The organism is Amycolatopsis granulosa (genome assembly GCF_011758745.1).
Taxonomy (GTDB): Bacteria; Actinomycetota; Actinomycetes; order Mycobacteriales; family Pseudonocardiaceae; genus Amycolatopsis_E; species Amycolatopsis_E granulosa.
This window is the reverse complement of the sequence record NZ_JAANOV010000001.1, coordinates 4,654,611-4,679,419: the sequence shown is the minus strand read 5'-3', so window position 1 is coordinate 4,679,419 and position 24,809 is coordinate 4,654,611. Positions and strand designations below refer to the sequence as shown.

The 24,809-nt window shown below is 71.9% G+C and carries 22 protein-coding genes and 1 tRNA gene; 8 read left to right on the top strand and 15 right to left on the bottom strand.

Features of this window, described 5'->3' with window-relative positions:
- Positions 1–102 precede the first annotated feature (102 nt).
- A complete protein-coding gene (locus FHX45_RS22980) occupies positions 103–1,674 on the bottom strand; it encodes a molybdopterin-dependent oxidoreductase (RefSeq protein ID WP_167105699.1) in 1,572 nt (523 codons plus the stop codon).
- Between the two features lie 142 nt (positions 1,675–1,816).
- On the opposite strand from FHX45_RS22980, the gene sigK reads away from it, so the two are divergent.
- Both sigK and FHX45_RS22970 read left to right on the top strand, forming a co-directional pair.
- Complete coding sequence (gene sigK, locus FHX45_RS22975) at positions 1,817–2,410, top strand: ECF RNA polymerase sigma factor SigK (protein ID WP_167105696.1); 594 nt, start codon at positions 1,817–1,819, stop codon at positions 2,408–2,410.
- On the top strand, positions 2,407–3,111 hold the full coding sequence (locus FHX45_RS22970; RefSeq protein WP_167105693.1) for an anti-sigma factor: 705 nt from the start codon (positions 2,407–2,409) through the stop codon (positions 3,109–3,111). Before sigK ends, FHX45_RS22970 begins: the two co-directional genes overlap by 4 nt.
- A gap of 148 nt (positions 3,112–3,259) precedes the next feature.
- Here FHX45_RS22970 and FHX45_RS22965 read toward each other — a convergent pair.
- From FHX45_RS22965 to FHX45_RS22945, 5 genes are all read right to left on the bottom strand, one after another.
- Positions 3,260–3,333 (bottom strand) — tRNA-Arg (locus FHX45_RS22965).
- A gap of 85 nt (positions 3,334–3,418) precedes the next feature.
- Positions 3,419–4,156, bottom strand: coding sequence for an SDR family oxidoreductase (locus FHX45_RS22960; RefSeq protein WP_167105690.1), 738 nt, complete (start codon positions 4,154–4,156; stop codon positions 3,419–3,421).
- A gap of 26 nt (positions 4,157–4,182) precedes the next feature.
- Positions 4,183–5,091: an NADP-dependent oxidoreductase gene (locus FHX45_RS22955; protein WP_167105687.1), complete on the bottom strand. Its 909-nt coding sequence runs from the start codon at positions 5,089–5,091 to the stop codon at positions 4,183–4,185.
- Between the two features lie 65 nt (positions 5,092–5,156).
- Positions 5,157–6,554 (bottom strand): dihydrolipoyl dehydrogenase, encoded by a 1,398-nt coding sequence (lpdA, locus tag FHX45_RS22950; RefSeq protein ID WP_167105684.1) that lies wholly within the window; start codon positions 6,552–6,554, stop codon positions 5,157–5,159.
- A 66-nt stretch (positions 6,555–6,620) separates the two neighbouring features.
- Complete coding sequence (locus tag FHX45_RS22945; RefSeq protein ID WP_167105682.1) at positions 6,621–7,025, bottom strand: nitroreductase family deazaflavin-dependent oxidoreductase; 405 nt, start codon at positions 7,023–7,025, stop codon at positions 6,621–6,623.
- A gap of 170 nt (positions 7,026–7,195) precedes the next feature.
- Between FHX45_RS22945 and FHX45_RS22940 the strand changes: the two genes are divergently transcribed.
- Entirely contained in the window at positions 7,196–8,242 is a 1,047-nt protein-coding gene (locus FHX45_RS22940; protein WP_167105679.1) for a LacI family DNA-binding transcriptional regulator, read from the top strand.
- 23 nt (positions 8,243–8,265) lie between these two features.
- Here FHX45_RS22940 and FHX45_RS22935 read toward each other — a convergent pair whose 3' ends face one another.
- Positions 8,266–9,204, bottom strand: a complete 939-nt coding sequence (locus tag FHX45_RS22935; RefSeq protein ID WP_167105676.1) for an MCE family protein — start codon at positions 9,202–9,204, stop codon at positions 8,266–8,268.
- Between the two features lie 117 nt (positions 9,205–9,321).
- Here FHX45_RS22935 and FHX45_RS22930 point away from each other — a divergent pair, with 117 nt between their 5' ends.
- A complete protein-coding gene (locus tag FHX45_RS22930) occupies positions 9,322–9,939 on the top strand; it encodes a TetR/AcrR family transcriptional regulator (protein WP_167105673.1) in 618 nt (205 codons plus the stop codon).
- Here the strand turns inward: FHX45_RS22930 and FHX45_RS22925 are convergent.
- Entirely contained in the window at positions 9,926–10,588 is a 663-nt protein-coding gene (locus FHX45_RS22925; RefSeq protein WP_167105670.1) for a histidine phosphatase family protein, read from the bottom strand. The genes FHX45_RS22930 and FHX45_RS22925 overlap by 14 nt on opposite strands.
- 163 nt (positions 10,589–10,751) lie before the next feature.
- Between FHX45_RS22925 and FHX45_RS22920 the strand changes: the two genes are divergently transcribed.
- Positions 10,752–11,657 carry a hypothetical protein gene (locus FHX45_RS22920; RefSeq protein WP_167105667.1) on the top strand — a complete coding sequence of 302 codons (906 nt, stop codon included), beginning with the start codon at positions 10,752–10,754 and terminating at the stop codon, positions 11,655–11,657.
- Positions 11,658–11,687: 30 nt separating this feature from the next.
- Here the strand turns inward: FHX45_RS22920 and FHX45_RS22915 are convergent, their stop codons facing one another.
- The 6 genes from FHX45_RS22915 to FHX45_RS22885 all read right to left on the bottom strand — a co-directional run bounded on the left by FHX45_RS22915 (position 11,688) and on the right by FHX45_RS22885 (position 21,348).
- Complete coding sequence (locus FHX45_RS22915; protein WP_208406056.1) at positions 11,688–11,990, bottom strand: hypothetical protein; 303 nt, start codon at positions 11,988–11,990, stop codon at positions 11,688–11,690.
- Positions 11,991–12,203: 213 nt separating this feature from the next.
- Entirely contained in the window at positions 12,204–13,832 is a 1,629-nt protein-coding gene (locus FHX45_RS22910; RefSeq protein WP_167105664.1) for an acyl-CoA synthetase, read from the bottom strand.
- Between the two features lie 196 nt (positions 13,833–14,028).
- The gene (locus FHX45_RS22905) at positions 14,029–15,687 is read right to left on the bottom strand and encodes a bifunctional 3'-5' exonuclease/DNA polymerase (RefSeq protein ID WP_167105661.1); all 1,659 of its coding nucleotides are present in this window, start codon (positions 15,685–15,687) and stop codon (positions 14,029–14,031) included.
- A 189-nt stretch (positions 15,688–15,876) separates the two neighbouring features.
- Complete coding sequence (locus FHX45_RS22895) at positions 15,877–16,209, bottom strand: glyoxalase superfamily protein (protein WP_167105658.1); 333 nt, start codon at positions 16,207–16,209, stop codon at positions 15,877–15,879.
- Between the two features lie 49 nt (positions 16,210–16,258).
- On the bottom strand, positions 16,259–20,131 hold the full coding sequence (gene hrpA, locus FHX45_RS22890; protein ID WP_167105655.1) for an ATP-dependent RNA helicase HrpA: 3,873 nt from the start codon (positions 20,129–20,131) through the stop codon (positions 16,259–16,261).
- 53 nt (positions 20,132–20,184) lie between these two features.
- Entirely contained in the window at positions 20,185–21,348 is a 1,164-nt protein-coding gene (locus tag FHX45_RS22885; RefSeq protein WP_167105652.1) for an alpha-hydroxy-acid oxidizing protein, read from the bottom strand.
- Between the two features lie 80 nt (positions 21,349–21,428).
- On the opposite strand from FHX45_RS22885, the gene FHX45_RS22880 reads away from it, so the two are divergent.
- The 3 genes from FHX45_RS22880 (at position 21,429) to FHX45_RS22870 (ending at position 24,485) form a co-directional block, all read left to right on the top strand.
- Complete coding sequence (locus FHX45_RS22880; protein WP_167105649.1) at positions 21,429–22,067, top strand: GmrSD restriction endonuclease domain-containing protein; 639 nt, start codon at positions 21,429–21,431, stop codon at positions 22,065–22,067.
- Between the two features lie 63 nt (positions 22,068–22,130).
- Complete coding sequence (locus tag FHX45_RS22875; protein ID WP_167105646.1) at positions 22,131–23,111, top strand: MerR family transcriptional regulator; 981 nt, start codon at positions 22,131–22,133, stop codon at positions 23,109–23,111.
- A 111-nt stretch (positions 23,112–23,222) separates the two neighbouring features.
- Positions 23,223–24,485, top strand: a complete 1,263-nt coding sequence (locus tag FHX45_RS22870; protein WP_167105643.1) for a Bcr/CflA family multidrug efflux MFS transporter — start codon at positions 23,223–23,225, stop codon at positions 24,483–24,485.
- On the opposite strand, the gene FHX45_RS22865 is transcribed toward FHX45_RS22870, so the two are convergent.
- Complete coding sequence (locus FHX45_RS22865; protein WP_167105640.1) at positions 24,466–24,801, bottom strand: hypothetical protein; 336 nt, start codon at positions 24,799–24,801, stop codon at positions 24,466–24,468. The genes FHX45_RS22870 and FHX45_RS22865 overlap by 20 nt on opposite strands.
- Between the last annotated feature and the right edge of the window lie 8 nt (positions 24,802–24,809).

Sequence of the window (24,809 nt, the reverse complement as noted above, 5' to 3'; positions counted from 1 at the left end):
TCAAGGTGTCACGGGGGCGAAAGGCCGTGTCCGTGCTGTCATCCGGTATTCGAAGCCGGTGCGGCACCGGATTGGCGGAAACTCGGAGAAATTCCGGACGTCTCACTTCGTGGTGAAGGTGATGGTGTGCCAGCCGGTGGCTCCGTCGGGGACGGTACCGGCGCGGTCCTGCGTCTGGGTGTAGCCGGTGCGGTCCACGGCGCGGCAGGTGACCTGGTGTGATCCGGGCGGGACCCGCAGTTCGGACCACCACATGCGCCAGGTGTCCACATTGACCTGTGCGGAGAGGGTCGCCTGCTGCCACGGACCGTTGTCGAGTCGGACTTCCACCTTGTTGATGCCGGTGTGCTGGGCCCAGGCCACGCCGGCGACGCGCACCGTTCCGGCCGGCAGGGTCTGGAATCCCTTGGGTGTGTCGATCCGGGACTCGGTTTTGATCGGCGCCTGCTCACCCCAGCCGCGCTTGAGCCAGTACGCCTGCCGCGCCGCCCACGTGGTGACCTCCAGGTCGACGACCCACTTGGTCGCCGACACGTACCCGTACAGGCCGGGAGTCACCAGCCTGGCGGGAAAGCCGTGCTCCAGCGGCAGCGGTTCCCCGTTCATGCCCAGCGCCAGCATCGCACCGCGACCGCGGTCGAGCACCGCGGCGACCGGGGTGCCGGAGGTCCACCCGTCCACACTGGACGCGTACAGCTGCTCCGCTCCGTGCTGGACACCGGCTTCCTCCAGCAGGTCCGCCAGGTCGACGCCGACGAAGTTGGCCGTGGACACATACGGTCCCCCGACCTCGTTGGAAACGCATGTCATCGTGATGGTGCGCTCGACGAGGGGCCGGTTGCGGATGTCGGAATAGCGGTAGGTCTTCTCCTCCTCCACCATGCCGTGGATGCGCAGCGACCAGTCCTCGGTGCGCACCTGCGGCACGGTCAGCGCGGTGTCCACCCGGTAGAACTCACGGTTGGGTGTCAGGAACGGTGGGGTGCCGAGCTTGGCGAAATCCGCGTCGACCGGGATCGCCGGAGCCGTGCGCACGGGCACCAGCCGGCCCACCGCCGCCCGGGACGCCGTGGCGTCGCGGGTGGAACCGAGGAGCTGGCCCCCCACCCCGGCCACCGCCGAGCCCGCCAGCACCCCCGCGCCGGTGACCAGGAACGATCGCCGGGACTTGCCTGCCCGTGGCTCGTCACGTCCGCCGCTCCGGGTTCGCGCCGCCCGGTGCAGCAGCCGGAACACTCCCACCCCCGCCACCAGGCTCGCGAGCGGCGCGAGGATCGCGACCGGTCCGAGGTCCGGGCGCACCGCGACCGCGACGATCCCCACCACCCCGAACAGGGCGAACACGGCGGTGCCGGGCCACGGCGAACGCCGCGACGCGAGTCCGGCCAGCGCGGCGGCCCCCACCAGCACCACCGCCATACCCGACAGCAGCACCAGCTTGTCGTGCGTGCCGAACGTGCGAACGGCGAAGTCCTTCAACTCCACCGGGGTCAGATCGATCGCCCCGTTTCCCACCGCCAGGTACGGAGAAGCGTTGACGCTGATGAACCCAGCGACGAGATGCCCCACCGCCAGGGCCGCCAGCAACGCCAGCACCCCGCACAACGCCCCCACCGGCGCACCCGGCCTCGTCCGGGCCTGGGGTTCCGTCGTGGTCGGGCCGCTCGCAGTCATGTCTGGTCTTCGGAGCCCGCGGCCCGAAGTATTGGTCCCGGTGCCGGAAATTTTTCCCGGACCGCGGACAGGCCAATCCGCGGCGCCTCCCGCTGCGAATCACCCCTGTCCGGCCGCACTCGCGCCGGGAGAGGATGGGGCGATGGACGACTCCGTGCGAGCAGGCCCGGTGCCTGTGCCGGGCAGCGCCGGCCCGGGCGCCGACGACCTGCTCGTTGAGGTGGCTCGGGGCAGTGAGGTCGCGTTCGAGCGGCTGTATGAGGTGGTGGCGGGGCCGGTGTACGGCGTCGTGCGCCGGGTCGTGCGCGATGTAGCCCAGTCGGAGGAGGTCGCGCAGGAGGTACTGGTGGAGCTGTGGCGGACCGCGGCGCGTTTCGATCCCGCGCGGGGCAGCGCGGTGAACTGGGCGCTGACCCTGGCGCACCGCCGGGCGGTCGACCGGGTGCGATCGGCGCAAGCCCGCGTCGACCGCGAGCAGAAGACGCAGGCGATGGCATCGGGGCGGGAGTTCGACGAGGTCGCCGAGGCGGTGACCGCCCGGCTGGAGCGTGAGCAGGTGCGCCGCTGCCTGTCCACGCTGACCGAGCTGCAGCGCGAGTCCGTCGTGCTGGCCTACTACGGCGGCAAGACCTACCCGGAGGTCGCCGAGCTGCTGGACTGTCCACTGGGGACGATCAAGACACGGTTGCGGGACGGGCTGATCCGCCTGCGGGACTGCCTGGGGGTGACCCGATGACCACGCCCGACGTGCACCTGCTCACCGGTGCGTACGCGCTGGACGCGCTGGACGAGGTGGAGCGGCGCCGGTTCGAACGGCACATGGCCGAATGCGCCGAGTGCACCCGGGAGGTCGCCGAACTGCGTGCCACCACCGCCCGCCTCGGGCTCGCCGTGTCACAGCCCCCGCCGCCGGGCCTGAAGTCCCAGGTGCTCACCCGGATCGCGGAGACGCGCCAAGACCCCCCGGTCACGTCCGGCAGGCCGCGTCGTCGCCTCGCGCTCCGGCTCGTGTCGGTGGCCGCGGCGGTCGCCGTCGCGGTGGCGGCCGGACTCGGCGTGGTGGCGGTCCGCACGTCCGGGCAGCTCACGGCCGCCCGCGGGGAGCTGGCCCAGACCCAGGCCCGCGACAACGCGATCGCCGAACTGCTGTCGGCGCCGGACCTGCGTGCCGTGCCCGGGCAGCACGGCACCGTGCTGGTCTCGCAGCGGCTGGACCGGGGGCTGCTGCTGGTGTCCGGCATGCCCGCCACACCTCCCGGCTCGGCCTACCAGGCGTGGACGCTCGCCGGCGGGACGCCGCGTTCGATCGGCGTGCTGGGCGGCGAGCCGCTGCTGTTCGACGGGCTGCGAGGTGTCCAGCAGATCGCCATGACCGTCGAACCCGCGGGCGGCTCACCCCAGCCCACCACGGCGCCGGTGGCGACGTTCGGGATCTGACCGGTCAGCGGGGTGTGACGAGCGGAGCGTGTGGGCGTAGGAGCCCGAGGCTGCGGCGTTCCCGCAGGTGAACCCGCCGAAAAACGAGGGTTGAGCAGGGGCCGGTCAGGGCCTTGATCGGATGTCGGGGTCCTGACCAGCCAAGATGTGCCCCCGGCAGGACTCGAACCTGCGACCTAGAGATTAGAAGGCTCTTGCTCTATCCGGCTGAGCTACGAGGGCCTGGCGCCGACAACCCTGCCGACAGTTCTGACCTGGCAGTTTAGTCAACGTCACTTCCCCTATCGCCGGATGGCGGGGGAACGTTTCAGCCTCGGCCGATGAACGGCATCTTCGTAGCCGTCACCGTCATGAACTGCACGTTCGCGGTCAGTGGCAGGTCCGCCATGTACCGGACGGCCTCGGCCACGTGTCCGGCGTCGAAGGTGGGTTCGGGCAGTTCGCGGCCGTCCGCCTGGCGGGCACCGCGCGCGATGCCCGCCGTCATGTCCGTCGCCGCGTTGCCGATGTCGAGTTGGCCACAGGCGATGTCGTACGGGCGCCCGTCCAGGGACAGCGACTTCGTCAGGCCGGTGATCGCGTGCTTCGTCGACGTGTACGCGGCGCTTCCGGGGCGCGGCGCGTGCGCCGAGATGGAGCCGTTGTTGATGATGCGGCCGCCGCGCGGGTCCTGGTGCTTCATGATCCGGAACGCCTCCCGCGCACACAGGAACGCGCCGGTCAGGTTGACCGCCACCGTCTGCTGCCACGCCTCGACCGGGATGTCGTCCGGGTCACCGGCGGGGCCGAACGTGCCGGCGTTGTTGAACAGCACGTCGACCCGGCCCCAGCGGTCGGTCACCGCCGCGAAGAGGGCCTGGACCTGGGCGGGGTCGGCCACGTCCGCCGCGTGGACGAGGGCGTCCGGCGCACCGGCCGCGGTCTCCTCCAGCGGACCGGGCCGCCGGCCGCACAGCGCCACCCGGTAGCCCGCGCGCAGCAGCTCCCGCGCCACCTCGCGGCCGATTCCCGACCCCGCGCCCGTCACGACCGCGACCCCGCCCATGCGCGACCTCCCGAGGCTGCCGCCACCTACACCGTCAGCACGACTTTGCCACGTCCGTGGCCGGTCTCGATCTCCCGGTGCGCCTCGGCGGCCTCGTCCAGCGCGTACGTGCGCCGCACCAGGAAGCTCAGCTCGCCCCGCGCGTACATCGCGGCCACCTCGGCCAGCCGCTCGGGCGTGCGCTCCCCCCGCACCAGCTGAACCCCCAGCGACTCCGCCCGGCCGTGGTCCACCAGGGTGAGCACGCGCTGACGCTCCTTCACCAGGGTGAGTGACAGGTCGAGCGCGTCCCCGCCCGCGCCGTCCAGGACGGCGTGCACGCCGCCGGGTGCGAGCGCGCGCACCCGGTCCGCCAGCCCCTCGCCGTAGACCACCGGGGTGGCGCCGAGGGAACTCACGTACTCCTGGTTCGCCTCGCTGGCCGTGCCGATCACGCTCGCTCCCCACAACCGCGCCAGCTGGACGGCCGCGGTGCCCACCGAGCCCGCCGCGGCGTGGATCAGCACCGTGTCGCCCTGGCCGACGCCGAGCTGCCGCAGCGCCAGGTACGCGGTCTGGGTGCCTGCCGTGAATCCACCCGCCACGGTCCACGGCATGGACGCCGGTTTCGCGGTGATCTGGTTCGCCCCGACCACCACGTACTCGGCGTAGCAGCGCAGCACGTTGAAGCCGAGCACCTCGTCCCCGACGGACCAGCCGGCCCCGTCCCCGACCTGGTCGACCACTCCGGCGAACTCGTTGCCGGGAACCCGGGGCCAGCTCAGGTCCGTGGCAGCGGGGGGCGCCCAGCCCGCCCGGACCGCGGCGTCGAACGGCTGGACGCCCGCCGCGCGCACGCGGACCCGGACCTGTCCCGGACCCGCCTGGGGGTCCGGGAGGTCCATCGTCCGCAACACTTCGGGGCCACCGGACTCGGTGAACGCCGCCGCCTTCATGGAGGTACCTCCTCGATCTCGACCTACGAGACCGACGATGTCACCTCTAGTTTCCTGGAGGTCAATCAGAAATTGATCATGTGACCGGCGAGACCGTGGATGGCCTCCTTGACCGCCTCGCCGAGCGTCGGGTGCGCGTGCACGTTGCGTGCCACCTCGTGCACGGTCAGGTCCCACTGCTGCGCCAGTGTGAGCTCCGGCAGCAGCTCGGTCACGTCCGGCCCGATCAGGTGCGCGCCGAGCAGCTCGCCGTACTTGGCGTCGGACAGGATCTTGACGAACCCGCCCGGGTCGGCGAGACCGTGGGCCTTGCCGTTGGCCGTGAACGGGAACTTGGCGACCTGGACGTCGTAGCCCTCTTCACGCGCCTGCTCCTCGGTCAGCCCGAAGCTGGCGACCTGCGGCTGGCAGTACGTGGCACGCGGGATCATCCGGTAGTCGAGCTCCATGGTCTCCACGCCACCGATCGTCTCGGCCGCCACGATGCCCATCGACTCGGCCGCGTGGGCCAGCATCAGCTTGGCGGTGACGTCACCGATCGCGAAGATGTGCGGCACGCTGGTCCGGCACCGGCCGTCGACCGCGATGGCGCGGCGCTCGGTCAGCTCCACACCGGTGTTCTCCAGGCCGTAGCCCTCGACCCGCGGCTGGAAACCGATCGCCTGCAGCACCTTGTCGGCTTCCAGGGTCTGCCGGCTGCCGTTGCTGGAGACGGTGACCTTGACCTTGGCGCCGCTGTCGTCGATGCTCTCGACCTTCGTGCCGGTCAGGACCTTGATGCCGAGCTTCTTGTAGCGCTTGGCCAGCTCCTTGGACACCTCGGCGTCCTCCAGCGGCACCATGCGGTCCAGGAACTCGACGATCGTGACGTCGACGCCGTAGTTGTGCATCACGTAGGCGAACTCGACGCCGATCGCGCCGGCGCCGGCGATGATGATGCTGCCCGGCAGCTCGCGGGAGAGGATCTGCTCCTCGTAGGTGACCACGCGCTCGGACAGCTGCGTGCCCGGCAGCAGCTTGGTGGTGGCACCGGCGGCGATGATGCAGTGGTCGAAGGTGACGGTCTCGGTGCCGTTCTCCCCGGCGACCTCGATGGTGTGCGCGTCGGTGAACGTGCCCCGCCCGGTGAACTCCTGGATCTTGTTCTTCTTCATCAGGAAGTGCACGCCCTTGACACGGCCGTCGGCGACCGAGCGGCTGCGGTCGAACGCGGCGCCGTAGTCGAAGGTGATCGGCCCGTCCGAGCTGATGCCGAAGGTCTTCGCCTCCTGGGTGACCAGGTGGGCCAGCTCCGCGTTGCGCAGCAGCGCCTTCGACGGGATGCACCCGACGTTCAGGCACACGCCGCCCCAGTACTTCTCCTCGACGATCGCCGTCTTCAGGCCGAGCTGCGAAGCCCGGATCGCCGCGACATACCCGCCGGGCCCGGCGCCCAGCACCACAACGTCGAAATGCGCACTCATACCCGCCACCCTATGCCTTCGGGGATGGGCGGGTCGTGGGTGCTCGGACCCACGACCGGCCCCGGATCAGACGCGCTCGAGCACCACGACGGGGATCTTGCGATCGGTCTTCTTCTGGTACTCGTCGTAGTCCGGCCACACCGCCGTCATCTTCGGCCAGAGCGCCTCGCGCTCGGCGTCCGTCGCGGTGCGCGCCCTGGCGGCGAACTTGTCGGCCTTGACCTGCACCTTGACCTCGGGGTCGGCCTGCAGGTTGAGGTACCAGCCCGGGTGCCGGGGCGCGCCGCCATTGGACGCGACCAACGCGTAAGCGCCTTCGTGCTCCTGGTAGATGAGGGCGAACTTCCGCTCCTGACCGGTCTTGCGGCCCCGGGTGGTGAGGATCAGCGTCGGGGCGCCCTTCTCCCAGTCGTGACCGACTTCACCATCGGTCTCCTCGTACCGGCGGACGTGTTCGTCACCGTAGAGCATGTGCGGGTCCTTTCGCGGGGACAGGGTTCTCCGTGATTCGCAACGCCTGCGGGCGCGCGCGTATTTCCGCCGCGACGAGCAGTGAGACCCACTCGCTCGGGTGGTCGTGACCAGGCGAAATCCGGAAACCAACCTAGAATTCGGCGCAACGTCGACCGCGGGGAGGGACGATGAGCGACCGGCAGCACGTGACGCTCGAGGACGTGGCGAGGACCGCCGAGGTCTCGCTCGCGACAGCGTCGCGTGCGCTCAACGGCACCACCCGGGTGCGCGACGACCTGCGCGAGCGGGTGCTGTCGGCCGCCGCGGAGCTGGCGTACACCCCGAACGCGCACGCGCAGGCGCTGGCCGGCGGTTCGCGCCGGACGGTGGGGGTGATCTGCCACGACATCAGCGACCCGTACTTCGCGGCGATCACGCGCGGGGTGATGAAGGTGGCCGACAGCCACGGGCTGCTGGTGATGCTCGCCGGCACGTCCGCCGATCCGGATCGGGAGCTGGCCTGCGTGTCGACGCTGCGGGCGCAGCGCGCGACGGCGATCCTGCTGACCGGGTCGGCGTTCGAGGACCGGGTGTGGGAGCGGCGGATGGTCGCCGAGCTGGACCCCTACCGCCGTGGCGGCGGGCGGGTCGCGGTGGTGACGCGGCACCGGTCCCTCAAGGCGGACACCGTCGCGCCGGACAACCGCGGCGGCGCGCGGGCGATGGCGGAGGCGATGCACCGGCTGGGGCACCGCCGGTTCGCGGTGGTGACCGGGCCGGAGCGGCTGACCACAGTGGCGGATCGGGTCACCGGGTTCCGGGAAGGGCTGGCGGCGGCGGGGATCGAACTGTCCGAACGGGACGTGTTCACCGGGTCGTTCGACCGGGACGGCGGCTACGCGGCGGCGGGCGCGTTGCTGGCGGCCCGGCACCGGGCGACGTGCGTGCTGACCGCGTCGGACCTGATGGCGGTCGGGGCGGTGAGCGCCCTGCGTGCGGCGGGGCTGACGGTGCCGGACGACGTGTCGGTCACCGGGTTCGACGACGTGCCGCTGGTGCGGGACCTGGCGCCGCCGCTGTCCACGGTGGCGTTGCCGCTGGAACGGCTCGGTGCGGAGGCGCTCGAGCTGGCGCTGGATCCGGGCGGTGCGAGCCGGGGCAGGGTGCGCCGCCTGCCCGGCGAGGTGCTGCTGCGGGGCAGCACGGCGAAACCCCGCCGGCGGCGCCGCTCGTAGCGGGGCCGGGAAACGCTTGCCCCTCAGTAGCAGGGCGAGACCAGCGGCAGGCAGACGTAGGTGTCGCCCCAGTGCCCCTGTCCGGTCGCGTTGGTGGCCAGCCGGATGAACGGCGCGAACCGCGCGATGCCCGTCGCCAGTGCGTCCTCGTTGCGCTGCAGCATCGCCGTCAGCTGGTCCAGTGCGGACAGCACCGGGCCGAGCTGGGCGTCGTTGTCACCGGCCAGCCCGCGCAGCTCATCGGAGAGGGCCAGCGAACCGGTCAGCAATGACGAAATCGCCCGTTCCCGCGCCGACACCTCCTGCAGCACCAGGTTCCCGTCCGCCAGCAGCCGCACCAGCTGGGCGTCCCGGTCCGCGAGCGTGCGGGACACCTCGGTGGTGTTGCGGAACAGCCGCGACAGCGAGGAGTCGCGCGTGGCCACGATGTCCGCCAGCCGCGACAGCCCGTCCAGCGCGCCGCGCACCTCCGGGCGGCCGGACAGCGCCGCCGACACCGCGTCCAGCGACTGCGCCAGCCGGCCGGTGTCCACTTGGTCCACCGTCGCCGACAGGTCGCGGAACGCGTCGAGCACGTCGTAGGGCGCGGTGGTCCGCCCGGCCGGGATCACGTCGTCCAGCGGTGCGTCCCCGAGCGGGTCGAGCGCCAGGTACTTCTGGCCCAGCACGGTCTTGAGCTTGATGGCCGCGGTGGTCCGGTCGCCCAGCCAGACGTCCTCGACCGCAAAACGCACGCGGACCACGGCGCCGTCCAGCGCGACGCCCACGACGGACCCGGCTTTCACCCCGGCGACGCGGACCTCGTCGTCCACCGCCAGGCCACCGGCCTCCGTGAATTCCGCTTCGTAGATCAACCGGGAGCCCAGCAATGGCCACGAGTCCACAGTGACCGCCGCGACGACCAGCAGCACAATGGCGACTAGACCCGTAATTCCGATACCGGCAGAATTTCGATCATGCATTCCCGGCCCCTTTCGTCCGGGTAACGCTCTTAACACGGACCACCGATCGAATGACGTATTTCACGAGATGTCGGAAAAGGACAACTCGGCTGGGTGGCCCGTGCCAGCATGGCGCCCATGACGGACTCCGAGCCCCGGTGGCGCCGACTCGAACCGGACGAGCGCCGGGAGCAGATCTTCGCCTGCGCCGCACGCCTGTTCGGCGAGCGCCCCTACGCCGACGTGTCCACGTCGGACATCGCCACGGCCGCCGGTGTGGCGCGCGGGCTGATCAACCACTACTTCGGCACGAAACGCGAGCTGTACCTGGCGGTTCTCCGCCGGACCGTGACACTTCCGCAGGCGACGCTGGACATCGTCACCGACGGTCCGCTCGAGGAAAGGGTGCGGGTGGCGGTCGACTGGTTCCTCACCCTGGTGACCAGACAGGGCAAGACGTGGCTGGTCGCCACCGCACCGGACGGGCTGGGCAGCGATCCCGAGGTCGAGGCGATCCTCGTCGAGGCCGAACGGCGCTCCGCCGCGCGGGTGCTGGAGGCGCTGGGTGTCAAGGTCGACAGCGTGCACGCGGAGACGTGCAACGCGCTGGTCCGCGCCTACGGCGGCATGGTCAAGGCGGCCGGACGGGAATGGTTGCTGCGCGGCGACCTCGACCGCGACCAGGTGCACACGCTGCTGTCGCGGGCGCTGGTGACGCTGATCGAGGACGTTTTCCCGGCGATCAGCGGTACGTGAGCAGCCGCGCGTCCCGGCCCTCGAAGTGCGAGTGCTCGTTGAACGACACCAGCGAGACCCCGCTCCGTCCGGACACCAGCTTCGTGATCCCGCAGTTCACGGTGACCCGGTTCAGCCGCAGCAACCCCATCTCCGGATCGCCGAGCAGGTGCCCGGCGATCGTGCCGATCACCCCGCCGGAGGTGAACACCACCGCGCTCTCCCCCTTGCCCAGCACGGCGGCCAGGTCCGCCAGCGCGGCGCGCACCCTCCCGGCGAACACGGGCCAGGTCTCGGTGCACGGACCGCGGTCGCCGGCCCGCACCCACGCGGCCAGCGAGGTGTCGAGCACCTCCTGGTAGCCGCGCGGGTCGTCCGGGTCCTGCCGCACCCCGCCGCCGTGGTTGGCGACGATGTCGACGTGGTCGTACTCGTTCCACCGCGGGTCCTCCTTGGCCAGCGCGGCGCTGCCGAGCCAGTCCAGGACGATGTCGGCGGTGGCGCGCTGGCGGGCCAGCGACCCGGTCCGGCCCTCGGTGCAGCGGACCTTGCGGCGCAGCAGCTCGGCGCCGGCCACCGCGCCCTGCTCGACACCGGTACCGGAGAGCTGGTCGTAGTCGGCCGCGCCGAAGGAAGCCTGACCGTGCCGGATCAGGTAGATGGCGCCCATCGGCCGTCCTTTCGCTCGCCGGTTTCCACCGGCAGCGTAACCAGCGGCGCCGGAAGGACGGCCGGGCCCGTCCGGGGGTTGCGCCGCGCGATCTTGTCCGGCGAGTGGGCGTCACTGACTGCTACGATCGGGGGTGGCGAAGTCGATTTCCAGGTGGTAACAGGTGTCCACGTCCGAGCGCGCGGTGCCGAGCCCGTTCGCCAGAACCCTCCGGTCGGCGATCGCCCGCAGTGGTCTCAGCCTGGACCGCATCCAGGCCCGGTTGCAGGCCGGTGGTGTGCCGGTCAGCGTCACGGCGCTGAGCTACTGGCAGTCCGGCAAGCGGCAGCCCGAGCGGCAGAGTTCGATCTCCGCGGTGCGGGTGCTCGAGGACGTCCTCGGCCTGCAACGCGGGGAGCTGCTGTCCCTGCTGCCGCCGCCCCGGCCGCGCGGGCTGCCGTCCCGGCGCCAGGCGGACGGGGTCGTGAAGTTCCCGATGGAGGCGCTGCGCATCCTGCTGGAACGCGTGGGCGCACCGCATGCACTGGAGCAGCAGCACCGGCTCAACCTGCTCAACCTGCACGACCGGTGCGAGATCGCGGCGGGCGGGCGGCAGCGGTCGCTGACCACGCGCTCGGTCTTCCACGCCACCGCCGACCAGCAGGACCGCTGGATCCTCGTCTACGACCACGGCGGCGCGCCCGCGCCCACCCTGCACGAGCTGCGCAACTGCCGCAGCGGGCGGGTCGAGGTCGACCCCGAGCACGGCCTGACCGTCGCCGAACTGGTGTTCGACCGGCCGATCCACCGCGGCGAGACGTACCTGATCGAATACACGCTGACCAACGGCGGCCCGCCCTACCCCGACTGCGAGAACACCTACTACCGCGAGTTCCGCCGCCCGATCCGGGAGTACCTGCTGGAGATCCGCTTCGACGAGGCCGGGGAGCTGCGGAAGTGCTGGCAGTACGCGCGCCGCGCCGGCGCGGAGAACGAGGAACGGCGTGCGCTGCACCTGGACACCGCCGGCGGCGTGCACGCCGTGGCGCTCGACTACGGGCCCGGGGTGTTCGGCATCTCCTGGGAGTGAGGGGGCCGGTCACGGTGGACCGGCCCGGCGTCACGCCCGCTCGAACCGGCGACCGGCCACGTGGTCGGCCGCCTTCACCAGCACCAGCACCAGCATGCACAGCACGGCCGGCTGGATGGCCTTCACCAAGGCGAACGCGATCATCGCCAGCGCCGACACGGCCGCCAGCCCGATCAGGACCACCCGCCACACCGGGGCGCAGTGCGCGACGGTGCGGCTCAGCGCCGGGCGGAGCACCGGTGACGCGGTGTCCACTGTGGCCGGATCGACGGCGTAGAACGACTCGTCGAGCACTATCCGGTGCCGTTCCGGCCCGGGTTGTACGGTGGGCACGTTGATGCCTTCCTCTCCGGATGGGTCGACAACCGCGCGGCTCCCTGTGGCAGCAGGGGGCCGCGCATTCCGCCGCGGCCTGCCGCGACATCACTCATAGTGCCGAACCGGATCGATACCGTCACCTGATCCGCCGGAGGCAGCGCCGACCGGCAAGGCAGCGTCGCCGAACGGACCGTCCCGGTAGATCCCTGACTCAATCGGGTGATCGCGTCAGGCCAGCTTGTTGCGCAGGATTTTCCCGGTGGCGTTGCGGGGCAGCTCGGGCACGAATTCGACGTCACGCGGCACCTTGTACCGGGCCAGGTTGGCCTTGACGTAGTCGCGGATCGCGTCGGCGTCGAGCCCGGAGCCCGGCTTGACCACCAGGAACGCCTTGAGACGCTGCCCGAACTCGTCGTCCGGCACCCCGGCCACCGCGGCCTCGAGCACGTCCGGGTGCTCGACGAGCAGGTTCTCCACCTCGACCGGGAACACGTTCTCGCCGCCGGAGACGATCATCTCGTCGTCCCGGCCGTCGATGAACAGCAACCCGTCGGAGTCGAAGTGGCCGACGTCGCCGGTGGACAGCAACCCGTCGATGATCTCCTTGTGCCGCCCGTCGGTGTAGCCCTCGAACGACAGGCCGCTGCCGACGAACACCCGCCCGGTCACGTGCGGTTCGGTGATCCGCCTGCCCTGCTCGTCGTAGAGGTGGACCCGGCAGGTCACCGGCGGGCGGCCGACGGTGCCGGGAGCCCGGCGCCAGTCCTCGGGGGTGGCGACGGTGGCGACCGCGACCTCGGTCGAGCCGTACAGGTTGTAGATCACCTCGCCGAACGCCTCGGTGGCCCGGTTGCCCAGGTCGGGGGAGAGCGCGGAGCCGGCGACGAAGATGATCCGCAGCGACGAGTTGTCGTACTTGCCCAGCACCTCCGGCCCGAGGTCGACGATGCGCTGCAGCATGGTCGGCACCAGGACCAGCGCGGTGCACCGGTGCTCGGCGACGCCGCGCAGCGTCGCCTCCGGATCGAACCGGCGGCGCAGCACGACCTTGCAGCCGAGCGCGAACGACAGGATGAACTGGGAGATCCCGGTGCCGTGGAAGATCGGCGCGCCGAGGAACGTGGCCTCCCCGGCCCGCAGCGGGATGCGGTCCAGGAACTGGACGGTGCCCAGCACGGAGGTCCGGTCACGCGGGGCACCCTTCGGCGTACCGGTGGTGCCACTGGTGAGCAGCACGAACCCGCCGCGGCGGGGCGGCGGCGGCAGGGGGCGGTCGTCGGTGCTGGCGATCAGCTCGTCCAGCACGGGAACGCGGTCGTCCGGGTCGGGGTCGTCCACCCAGGCCAGGTACCGGTCAACCGTGCCCGGGATGCCGGACAGCAGCCCGGTGAACTCCTGGTCGTGGACGAGTACCTCGACGTTCTCCCGCGCGGCGACGTCGGTGAGCTGCGGTTTCGCGAAACCGGTGTTCATCAGCAGCAGGCGCGCACCGATCTTGCCCGCGGCGATCATCACCGTGACCAGGCCGCGGTGGTCCCGGCACAACGCCGCGATCACCGTCCCCGGCCGGACCCCGCGCTCCGCCCACGCGCGGGCCAGCGCGTTCGGCCGGAGGTCCAGTTCCCGGAACGTGAGCGGCCCGAGCTCGTCCACCAGGCCGATCGCCCCCGGCGCGCGCCGGGCGGACACCTGCGCCGCCGCGGCGAACGGCCCCACCTTCTGGGTCGCGATCACGCTGCGCACACCCTCGTCCAGCCGGGGGAACGGGATGAGCCCGGCGCGCCACATCACCTCCAGCCCGCGGGCGGTCTCCGCCACCTTGCCAGGAAGAACGGACAAGCGGGGCGGAATGCGCATGGACAGCACCTCCATTGGGCCGGCCGTACTGAGGGTATGTCTTGGTTACTGGACAGTAGCGGAACGGCGTGCGAACGCGCCACCGGCCGGAGAAGGTGCGGTGCGACTCGACGGCCCGAGACGACGCATGCGGATGGGGAGCGATCGTCCGCGGCGGCCCCCGGCGAGGGCAGGGCAGCGGATCTCGCACGGCCCGCTACTTGGCATCCGCGTAGGTGTCGACCGTGGTGGGCGCCATCGGGAAGTGCACCGGGCACCCGGGCCCGAACGTCAGTGCCGCGGACTCGGCCACGGCCTCGGTGATGGCGGCTTCCACCCGGGGGGCCAGGTCCGCGGGGGTGTGCACCACGACCTCGTCGTGCTGGAAGAAAACCAGGTGGGCCGGTTCGGGGAGCTTCCGGCGGAGGGTGGCGAGCAGGACGGCCGTGAAGTCGGCCGCGCTGGCTTGCACCACGAAGTTCCGCGTGAACCGGCCCCAGTTGCGCGCCGCCTGACGGGCGCGGCCCTCGTCCTCGTCCGCGCCGCCCGTCAGCGCTCGCCACGCCTCCGACGGCGCCGGCGACACCCGGCCCAGCCGCGACCGCACCCGCTCCCCCCGCTCCCCCGCCTGCGCCGCACGCTCCACATACGACACCGCGTCCGGGAAGCGCTGCCGCAGCAACGCGAGCAGCGACGCGGCCTCCCCCGCGGTGCCGCCGTACATCGCGGACAGCATCGCGATCTTCGCGCGCGGCCGGCCCTCCTCGGCGGTCATCGTGCCGGCGAACAACGCCTCCGACAGCCGCGCGTACAAGTCCGTCGACGCCGACGCCTCGGCCAGCCGCCGGTCGCCGGACAACGCCGCCAACACCCGCGGCTCCAGCTGCGCGGCGTCGGCCACCACGAGTTTCCAGCCGGGATCGGCTCGTACGCACACGCGCAGCGTCTTCGGGATCTGCAGCGCGCCCCCGCCCGAGCTGGCCCACCGCCCGGACACCACGCCGCCCACCACCCACGACGGGCGGAACCGCCCGTCGGCGACCCACTCGTCCAGCCAGGCCCAGCCGTTGGCCGAGTGCAGCCGGGACAGCTCGCGGTACTCGATGAGCAGCGGTACCGCGGGATGGTCGACCTTCCGCAGCACGTGCGCTCGCGCCGACGGGATCGAGATACCCTCCCGCCCGAACGCGCGCACGATCGTCTGCGGGCTGTCCGGGTTGACCGGTTTCCCCCCGAACGCCTCGCTGATCCGCGCCGCGAGCTCCACCAGCTTCTTCGGCCGCTGCCCGGCCGGCACCCGGGGACCGAGCAGCTCGGTGAGCAGCGCGTCGTGCACGTCCGCCCGCCACGGCAGACCGTCGGCACCCATCTCGGCGGCGACGAGCGCGCTCGCCGATTCGGCCGCCACCAGCAGGCGGAACCGGTCCGGGTGCTCGACGCCGCGGATGCGCCGCTCCTGGTCGGCGAGCACCTCCCGCGCGGCCTCGGCGACACCGACGCCGGAGGGCAAACCGGACTCGCGGGTCTGGAACAGCACCGGCTGGGTATCGGCGTGGGACGGTGGGTCCGGCGGTACCTCCCGGCCGTGCAGGCGGGCCCACGCCGCCGGGAGCATCTTGGGCTGACCCGCCCGGTTCTCGGCGGCGAGCAGCAACCCCTCGGTCAAGGACAGGTCGTGGCAGCGGCTGACGCGCAGCCCGGCGCGCAGCAGCACCGGGTACAGGCGGTCGACGGCCGGGAACACCCAGCGCGGGGCGTGCGCGCGCTCGATCACGGCGAGGTGGCCCGCGAGCTCACCGGCGGGCACCTCCCGCCGCCCGGCCGGGCCGAGCACGACGAAGACCCCGCCCTCCTCTTCCGCGACGATCACCTGCACCGCACCATTGTGCTCCCGGGCACCGACAAAAACCGGTGCCAGGCCGCGTCAGGCAACGTCGTCCGCCGCGGTCAGCCCACCGCGGCCCGGGTTGAGCGGTCCGAACTCGTCCAGGCGGAAGACCACCTTCGGCTCGCCGTCCTCGGGCACCACCGGCACAGCTTCCCTGGCGCGAGCTGCCGGCGATGGTCACTCCGTCGGTGTTCCGATCCGCAGCCGGTTGCCGTCGGGGTCACGCAGCTCGACCTCACGCGCCCACGGAGCGTCCTTCACCTGCACACCGAACTCGGACGCGATGGCCTCGACTTCACCCGTACGGAGGTAGACCAGCGTGTCGGGACGGGCATCGCCCTGGTGCTCCGACAAGAACAACCGCACCCCGCCACGGGCGACCTCGACGAACGCGGGAAGCTCCGGTTCGAAGCGGTGTTCCCACTGCTTGGCGAAGCCCGGCCGCTCGTACCAGGCGACCGCCGCCGCAGCGTCCTGGACACGAAGAACGGGAATGACTTCCTCCTGCACGAAGCCATCGTTGCGGACCGTCCAGGGCGAACGTCGATCCGATGCGGCGCTAGGCCGCCTCGTCCAGGGCCCGGATCACCCGCTTCACCGACACCGGGTGCGCGGTGCCCAGGGTCTGCGCGAAGAAGCTCACCCGCAGCTCCTCGATCATCCACCGCACCTCGATCAGCTCCGGACCGGGCCGCACACCCGGCGGGAGCGCGGCCACGGCCGCCTCGTACTCGCCCGTCACCCACTCCACGTCGCGCATCAGCTCGACGTCCTTGGTGCCGGTGGACGGCAGCTTCTCCAGCCGCCGGCCGATGCCGCGCAGGTAGCGGACCACGTTACCCAGCCGGTCGAACCCCGTCGCCGTCACGAAACCCGGGTACACCAGCCCGGACAGCTGCCGGCGCATGTCGGCCAGCGACTCCGCCGGGCCACGGGCGCCCGCCAGCGCCACTTCCACCTCGTTCGCGGCCGCGAGGATCTTCTCCACTTCGGACAGCACGTCCAGCACGGCCGGGTTCAGCGCGCCGCGCACCTTTTCCAGCAGCACCCCGAACCCGGCCTCGTCCCACACCGGTCCGCCGTTGTCCGCCATCAGCTTGTCCACCGCGCAGTCGACGCAGTCCTCCAGCAGCGCCGCGACGCTGCCGTGCGGGTTGCGGCTGAGCGCCAGCTTCGCCTGGTTGGTGAGGCTGCGGTTGATGAACTTCATCGGCGAGGGCAGGTTGAGCCGCAACAGTTTCCGCGTGCCCTGCCACATCCGCTGCCGCTGCTGCACCGGCGTGTCCAGCATCCGCACGGCCACCGTGTCACCCTCGTCGACCAGCGCCGGATACGCCTTGACCTGGTGTCCGCGCCGTTTCCCGGCGAAGACCTTCGGCAGCTCCCCGAACGCGGGCGTGGTCAGGCCGGCCTTCTCGATGCTGTCCGCGGCCGCGGAGATCGTCGCCCGCACCTCGCCGCTCAGCCGCTCCTTGAGCACCGCCAGGTCCTTGCCCTCGGCGAGCTTGCGGCGTTTGTCGTTCACCACGCGGAAGGTCATCCGCAGGTGGTCGGGCACCGCGCCGAGCTGCCAGGCGTCCGGTGGCACCGGCACGCCGCGCAGGCTCTCCAGTTCCCGGGCCACCACGTCGAGCAGCGGCCCGTCACCGGGCGCGACCCGGGACAGCACCGCCTGGGCGGTGTCCGGCGCCGGCACGAAGTTGCGGCGCAGCTGCTTCGGCAGCGACTTGATCAGGGCGGTCACCAGCTCCTCGCGCAGCCCCGGCACCTGCCAGTCGAACCCGTCCGGGGTGACCTGGTTGAGCACCGCGACCGGGATGTGCACGGTGACCCCGTCGGCGTCGGCGCCCGGCTCGAACTGGTAGGTCAGCGGGAACCGCAGGGAGCCCTGCGTCCAGGTGTCCGGGTAGTCCGATTCGGACACCTGCCGCGCGGCCTCGTTGAGCAGCATGGCCTTTTCGAAGCTGAGCAGGTCCGGCTGCTGCTCGCGGACCTTCTTCCACCAGCTGTCGAAGTGCCGCGCGGACACCACCTCGGGGCCGACGCGCTGGTCGTAGAACTCGAACAGCGTCTCGTCGTCGACCAGCAGGTCCCGGCGCCGGGCGCGGTTCTCCAGGTCCTCGACCTCGTCGAGCAGGGCGCGGTTCTCGGTGAAGAACCGGTGGCGGGTGTCCCAGTCGCCGTCGACCAGCGCGCGGCGGATGAACAGCTCACGCGAGGTCTCCGGGTCGATCCGGCCGTAGTCGACCTTCCGTCCGACCACGAGCGGGACGCCGTAGAGGGTGACCCGCTCCGACGCCACCACCGCACCGCGCTTGCGTTCCCAGTGCGGCTCGGAGTACGTGCGCTTGACGACGTGCTGCGCCAGCGGCTCGATCCACTCCGGCTCGACGCGCGCGTTGACCCGGCCCCACAGCTTCGAGGTCTCCACCAGCTCGGCCGACATCACCCAGCGCGGCTGCTTCTTGAACAGCGCCGAGCCGGGGAAGATCGAGAACCGGGTACCGCGGGCACCCAGGTAGTCGCCCTTCTCCACGTCCTTGAGCCCGATGTGCGAGAGCAGCCCGGCGATCATCGCGGTGTGCACACGCTGCGGGTCGGCCGGTTCGGAGTTGAGCGTGACGCCCAGCGGTTTGGCGAGCTGCCGCAGCTGGCTGTAGATGTCCTGCCACTCCCGCACGCGCAGGTAGTTGAGGAACTCGGCCTTGCAGCGCTTGCGGAACTGGTTGTTCGACAACGTCTTCTGCAGGTCCCGCAGGTACTCCCACAGGTTCAGGTACGCCAGGAAGTCCGAGGTCCTGTCGGCGAAGCGCGCGTGCTGCTGCGCCGCGGCCTCCTGCTTGTCCGCCGGCCGCTCCCGCGGGTCCTGGATGGACAGCGCGGCGGCGATGATCATCACCTCGCGCACGCACCCGGTGCGCGCGCCCTCCAGCACCATCCGGCCAAGCCGCGGGTCCACCGGCAGCTGGGCGAGCCGCCGGCCGATGTCGGTGAGCCGTCGCTCCGAAGTGGACTGCTCCAGCGCGCCGAGCTCCTGCAGCAACTGGACGCCCGCGGTGACCTGACGGCGGTCCGGCGGGTCGACGAACGGGAACTTGGCGAGGTCGCCCAGCCCGAGCGAGGTCATCTGCAGGATGACCGACGCGAGGTTGGTGCGCAGGATCTCCGGGTCGGTGAACTCGGGCCGGGACAGGAAATCCGCTTCGCTGTAGAGCCGGATGCAGATACCGTCGGAGGTGCGGCCGCAGCGCCCCTTCCGCTGGTTCGCCGACGCCTGCGAGACCGGCTCGATGGGCAGCCGCTGCACCTTGGTGCGGTGGCTGTACCGGGAGATGCGGGCCGTACCCGGGTCGATGACGTACTTGATGCCCGGCACGGTCAGCGACGTCTCGGCGACGTTGGTGGCGAGCACGATCCGGCGGCCGCTGTGGCGGCTGAACACGCGGTGCTGGTCGGCCGCCGAGAGCCGCGCGTAGAGCGGCAGCACCTCGGTGTTCCGCAAGTCGAGCTTGTTCAGCGCGTCGGCCGTGTCGCGGATCTCCCGTTCACCGGACAGGAACACCAGGATGTCGCCGGGGCCTTCGGTGCACAGCTCCCCGACGGCGTCGGCGATCGCGGTGATCTGGTCGCGGTCCTGATCGGACTCGGGGGCGTCCGGATCGACGATCGGGCGGTAGCGGACCTCGACGGGGTAGGTGCGGCCGGACACCTCGACGATCGGCGCCCCGCCGAAGTGCGCGGCGAACCGTTCCGGGTCGATGGTCGCCGAGGTGATGATCACCTTCAGGTCGGGCCGCTTCGGCAGGAGCTGCTTGAGGTAGCCGAGGATGAAGTCGATGTTGAGGCTGCGCTCGTGGGCCTCGTCGATGATCAGCGTGTCATAGCGGCGCAGCATCCGGTCGCTGGAGATCTCGGCGAGCAGGATGCCGTCGGTCATCAGCTTGACCATGGTGTCGTCACCGGAGGAGTCGGTGAACCGCACCTTGTAGCCGACGGTGCTGCCGAGCTCGGTCCCGAGCTCCTCGGCGATCCGTTCCGCGACCGTGCGCGCGGCGAGGCGCCGCGGCTGCGTGTGGCCGATCTGCCCGCGCACGCCCAGGCCCAGTTCGAGGCAGATCTTCGGCAGCTGGGTGGTCTTGCCCGAGCCGGTCTCCCCCGCCACGATCACGACCTGGTGGTCGCGGATCGCGGCGGCGATGTCGTCCTTGCGCCGGCTGACCGGCAGCTCTTCCGGATAGCGGATCTCCGGGGGGCGGCGGCGCTGCACGCGGGCCTCGGCGGCCTCGATGTCGGCCGCGATCTCCCGCGTCACGCGATCACGGTCGCGCGCCCGGCGGGCACCGTCGAGCCGGCGGCGCAACCGGTGTTCGTCGCGCAGCATCAAACCGGGCAGGCGGGCCCGGAGGTCGTCGAGGGGGGATCGCGTAGACATACGGCCTCCAGGATAGCTCCGCGCGATCCGGGGGGCCCGCGAATATCCCGTGATCAGGACCGCCGCAGCGAGTCCGGTCCCAGCTCGCCGATCGTGCGGTGCCCGGTGAGCGCCAGGCTGAGGTCGAGGTCCGCGAGCAGGCCGCGCAGCACGTGCCGCACACCGTCCTCGCCCGCGTGGCCCAGCCCGTACACCCAGGGCCGCCCCACGAGCACGGCCGTCGCGCCCAGCGCCAGTGCCTTGAGGATGTCCGCGCCGGTGCGCACGCCGGAGTCGAACAGCACCTCGATGCGGTCGCCGACCGCGCGCACGATCGGTGGCAGCGCCTCCAGCGACGCGATCGCGCCGTCGACCTGGCGGCCGCCGTGGTTGGAGACCACGATCCCGTCCACGCCAGCATCCACCGCGCGGCGGGCGTCGTCGACGTGCTGGATGCCCTTCAGCACGATCGGGCCGTCCCAGTGCTCGCGCAGGAACGGCAGCTGGCTCCAGCTGTGATCGGTACCGGTGAACAGCGACACCCAGCGCAGGACCGCCGACGGCAGGTCGTCCTCGGGCGCGGAGTCGAGCAGCGCGCGGAAGGCGGGGTCGGACAGCGGCGTGGCCAGGCCCTCACCGGTGAGGAACGGCAGGTAGGCGCGGTCGAGGTCGCGCGGCCGCCACGCCAGCGTCCAGGTGTCGAGGGTGACCACGAGCGTGGTGTAGCCGGCCTTCTGCGCGCGGTTCAGCAGGCTCGCGGTGACGTCGGAGTCGGCGGGCCAGTAGAGCTGGAACCAGCGCGGCCCGTCGCCGGAGGCGGCGGCGACCTCCTCGATGGTGCGGGACGATGCGGTGGACAGGATCATCGGCAGGCCCAGCGCCGCGGCGGCGCGGGCGGTGGCCAGTTCCGCGTCCGGGTGCACGATCGACTGCACCCCGACCGGGGCGAGCAGCACCGGCGCGGGCAGTTCCGTGCCGAGCACCGTGGCGGCGGTGTCGCGGCGGGTGGCGTCGGTGAGCATGCGCGGCACCAGCCGCCAGCGGTCGAACGCCGCGCGGTTGGCCGCCATCGTCGCGCCCGAGCCCGCGCCGCCCGCGACGTAGTCGTACGCCTGGGGGGTCATCACCTCGCGGGCCGACTCCGCCAGCCGCGTCGGATCGGTCGTGAACGGCGGTGCCGTCCCGCCGAGACCGTGCAGGTAGATCTCGTTCTGGTAGCCACCGAACCGCTCGGCCACGCGCACCTCCTCATCACCCCGGGTCGACACGCCGGAGAAAGCAGCGTACCCCCGGTAGTCGATCGCTTACCCTCACCGGCGTGAAGGCTCGGGTGTGGGTGCCGTTGGTCGTGGCGGTGGCGGTGGCGGTTCTGGCGGTGGTGTGGCGGCCGGGGCCGGTGCCCCCGTCGCGGGCGGCCCCGGGGACCGACCCGGGCGTGGCGCGGCAGCAGCTCGCGGAGCTGCAGGTCAAGCCGCGCGGGACGCTCAACGGGTATTCGCGGGAGAAGTTCCCGCACTGGGACACGGTCGAAGGCACCTGCAACACCCGCGAGGAGGTGCTCAAACGGGCGGGCACCGACGTGGTGGTCGACAAGGACTGCTCGCCGGTCTCCGGCACCTGGGTCAGCCCCTACGACGGCGCGACCTGGACCAAGGCGTCCGATGTGGACATCGACCACATGGTGCCGCTCGCGCAGAGCTGGGTCAGCGGCGCCTCGGCCTGGACCCAGGCGCAGCGCGAGGCGTTCGCGAACGACCTGGTGCGGCCGCAGTTGTGGGCGGTGACGGACAACGTCAACCAGTCCAAGAGCGACAAGGCCCCGGACGAGTGGCGGCCGCCGCTGGAGTCCTTCTGGTGCACGTACGCGACCGACTGGATCGCGGTCAAGCACTACTACCAGCTCAGCGTGACCACGGCCGAGCAGTCCGCGCTGACGGACATGCTGAACCGCTGCTGAGCGGGCCACATCGCCGCCGGGGCCGTTGACCTTCGACCCGCTCGAAGCCGCAGAATCGACGGCATGCTGACCATCAGCGCCTTCGCCCGGCGCGCCGGGCTCACGCCGAGCGCGCTGCGCTTCTACGACGACTGCGGGGTGCTCACGCCGGCGCGGGTCGACGAGGTCACCGGCTACCGGTACTACCGGGAGGACCAGGTCGGCCGCGCCGTGCGGCTCCGCGAGCTGCGGGCGGCCGGGCTGCCGCTGGCGCAGGTCACGACCGTGCTCGACGGGCCGCCGGCGGAAGCGCGCGCGGTCCTGCAGGCGCACCAGCGACGGCTGCGGGAGGACTTCCGCGCCGCCACCGAGGCGGTCGGACGGCTGCTGCCCGGGCCGGTCCGGCTGCCCGGCCTCGACCTGTCGAGCGCGATCCGCCAGGTCGCTCCCGCCGCCGGGGCGCCGCTGGACTTCGTGCTGATCGAGGCCGACGGCGACGAGGTCCGCCTCGTCGCGACCGACCGGTACCGGCTCGCGCTGCGCGTCCTGCACCCGTCGCACGGCGGCACGGGCCGGTTCGTGGTGCCCGCCCGCGAACTGGCCGCGCTCGGCCCGTGGGTCGCGCGCCACGACGAGGTGACCCTCGCCGACGGAGCCCTCCACGCGCACGGCGAGTCGCGGCCGCTGACCCTGCTGGACGACGAGTTCCCCGCCTACCGCGCTCTGCTCGACGCGCTACCCGTCCCGGACCAGCGGGTCGTCGTCGACCGCGTCGCGCTGCGGGACGCGCTGCCCGGCTCCGGCCCGGCCGAGCTCCTCCTCGGCCCGGACCGGCTGACCGCCGGCGGCACCGCGCTGCCCGCGATCGGGGGCGGCGAGCTGCGCATCGGGTTCGACCCGGCCGTGCTGGGCGCCGCGCTGGAGGCGAGCGTCGGTCCGGACGTGCTCCTCGAGTTCGCCGGGCCGCTGCAGGTCACCCGGGTGCGCTCGGCCGACCAGGGCTCGTTCACCACGCTGGTGATGCCCGTCGCACTCGACCCGGCCTCCTCGCCGGCGAGCCGCTGATCGCACGACCATCCACTGTGGACCACCCGGGTGGTCCGGGCCACACGGGGGAATTCCGGCGGCCCGGACGGTGTTCGAGTTGCCGGGTTGATCTCGTCGAGTGGAGGCGCATTGAGCACGGCAGCGGTCACGGCACCGGCGAAGGTCAGGCGGACACCGGGCACCCTGCGCTACGCGCTCATCCTCGGCGGCCTGTCCGCGTTCGCGCCCCTGTCGATCGACATGTACCTGCCCGCCCTCCCCCGGATGGCGGACGACCTGCACAGCTCCGCGCCGACCCTGCAACTCACGCTGACCGCGTTCATCATCGGCCTGGCGATCGGGCAGCTGGTCGCCGGACCGCTGTCGGACTCGCTCGGCCGCCGCCGCCCGCTGCTGGCCGGACTCGCGCTGTACGCGGTGGCGTCGGTGCTGTGCGCGCTGAGCCCGTCGGCCGAGCTGCTGATCGCCGGCCGCGCGGTGCAGGCGCTGGGTGCCGCGGCCGGGATGGTGATCGCCCGGGCATGCGTGCGCGACCTGTTCGCCGGCACCGCGATGACGAAGTTCTTCTCGATGTTGATGCTGGTCAGCGGGCTGGGGCCGATCCTGGCGCCGGTGATCGGCGGGCAGGTGCTGCGGCTGCCGTCGTGGCGCGGGGTGTTCGTGGTGCTGACCCTCTTCGGCGCCGCCCTGCTGCTCGCCGCCGCGCTGGCGCTGCCCGAGACACTGCCCGCGGAGCGCCGGCGCCCGGCCCGCATCGGCGGGACGCTGCGGGGATACGGGCGGCTGCTGCGGGACCGCTCGTTCATCGGGTACGCGCTGTCGGCCGGGCTGATGTTCGCCGGGTTGTTCGCCTACATCTCGGCGTCGTCGTTCGTGCTGCAGGAGGTCTACGGGCTGAGCCCGCAGGAGTACAGCCTGGTCTTCGGCGCCAACGGGCTGGGCATCGTGATCGCCGGGCAGGTCAACGGGCGGATCGTGGGCCGGTTCCGGGAGCGGGCGCTGCTGACGGTGGGGCTGTGCGCCTCGGCCGTGGGCGGCATCGGGGTGCTCGTGGCGGCGCTGACCGGCCTGCCACTGGGGGTGCTGCTGGTCCCGCTGCTGGTGATGGTGTCCAGCATCGGGCTGGTGATGCCGAACGCGTCGTCGCTCGCACTGGCCGAACACCCGCACAACGCCGGGGCGGCGTCGGCGCTGCTCGGGGTGATGCAGTTCGTGGTGGGCGGCCTCGCGACGCCGCTGGTGAGCATCGGTGGCGCGGCGAGCGCCGTGCCGATGGGGCTGGTGATGGCCGCGTTCGCGGTGGTGGCGCTGCTGGTGTTCGCGACGCTGACCCGGTCGCCCGGCCCCCGGGTCGCCCCGGGGGCCGGAACGCTCAGCGGGCCACGGTCTTGACGACCCCGCCGTTGTAGTCGAAGTCGATCCCCGAACCGCACTCGACCCACCTGCCGTTGGCGAAGTAGACGGTGAGGTTCCCGCGGCACTCGAACGCCTGGAAGCTGCTCCAGGTGCGGGTGCCGGGCCGCAGGCACAACGCGTCCTTGGCGGGGCGGCGGATGTAGCCCGAGTAGCCCGGGCCGCAGGTGGTGATGACGTCCTTGGCCGCCGCGACGGGCGCCGCGGGAGCCGGGGTGGCCGCGGCCGCGGCGGGCAGTGCGGCGGCGGTCGCGGCAGCGGTGGCGGCGACGGCCGCGAGCAGGAGGGTGCGCATGCCAGGTC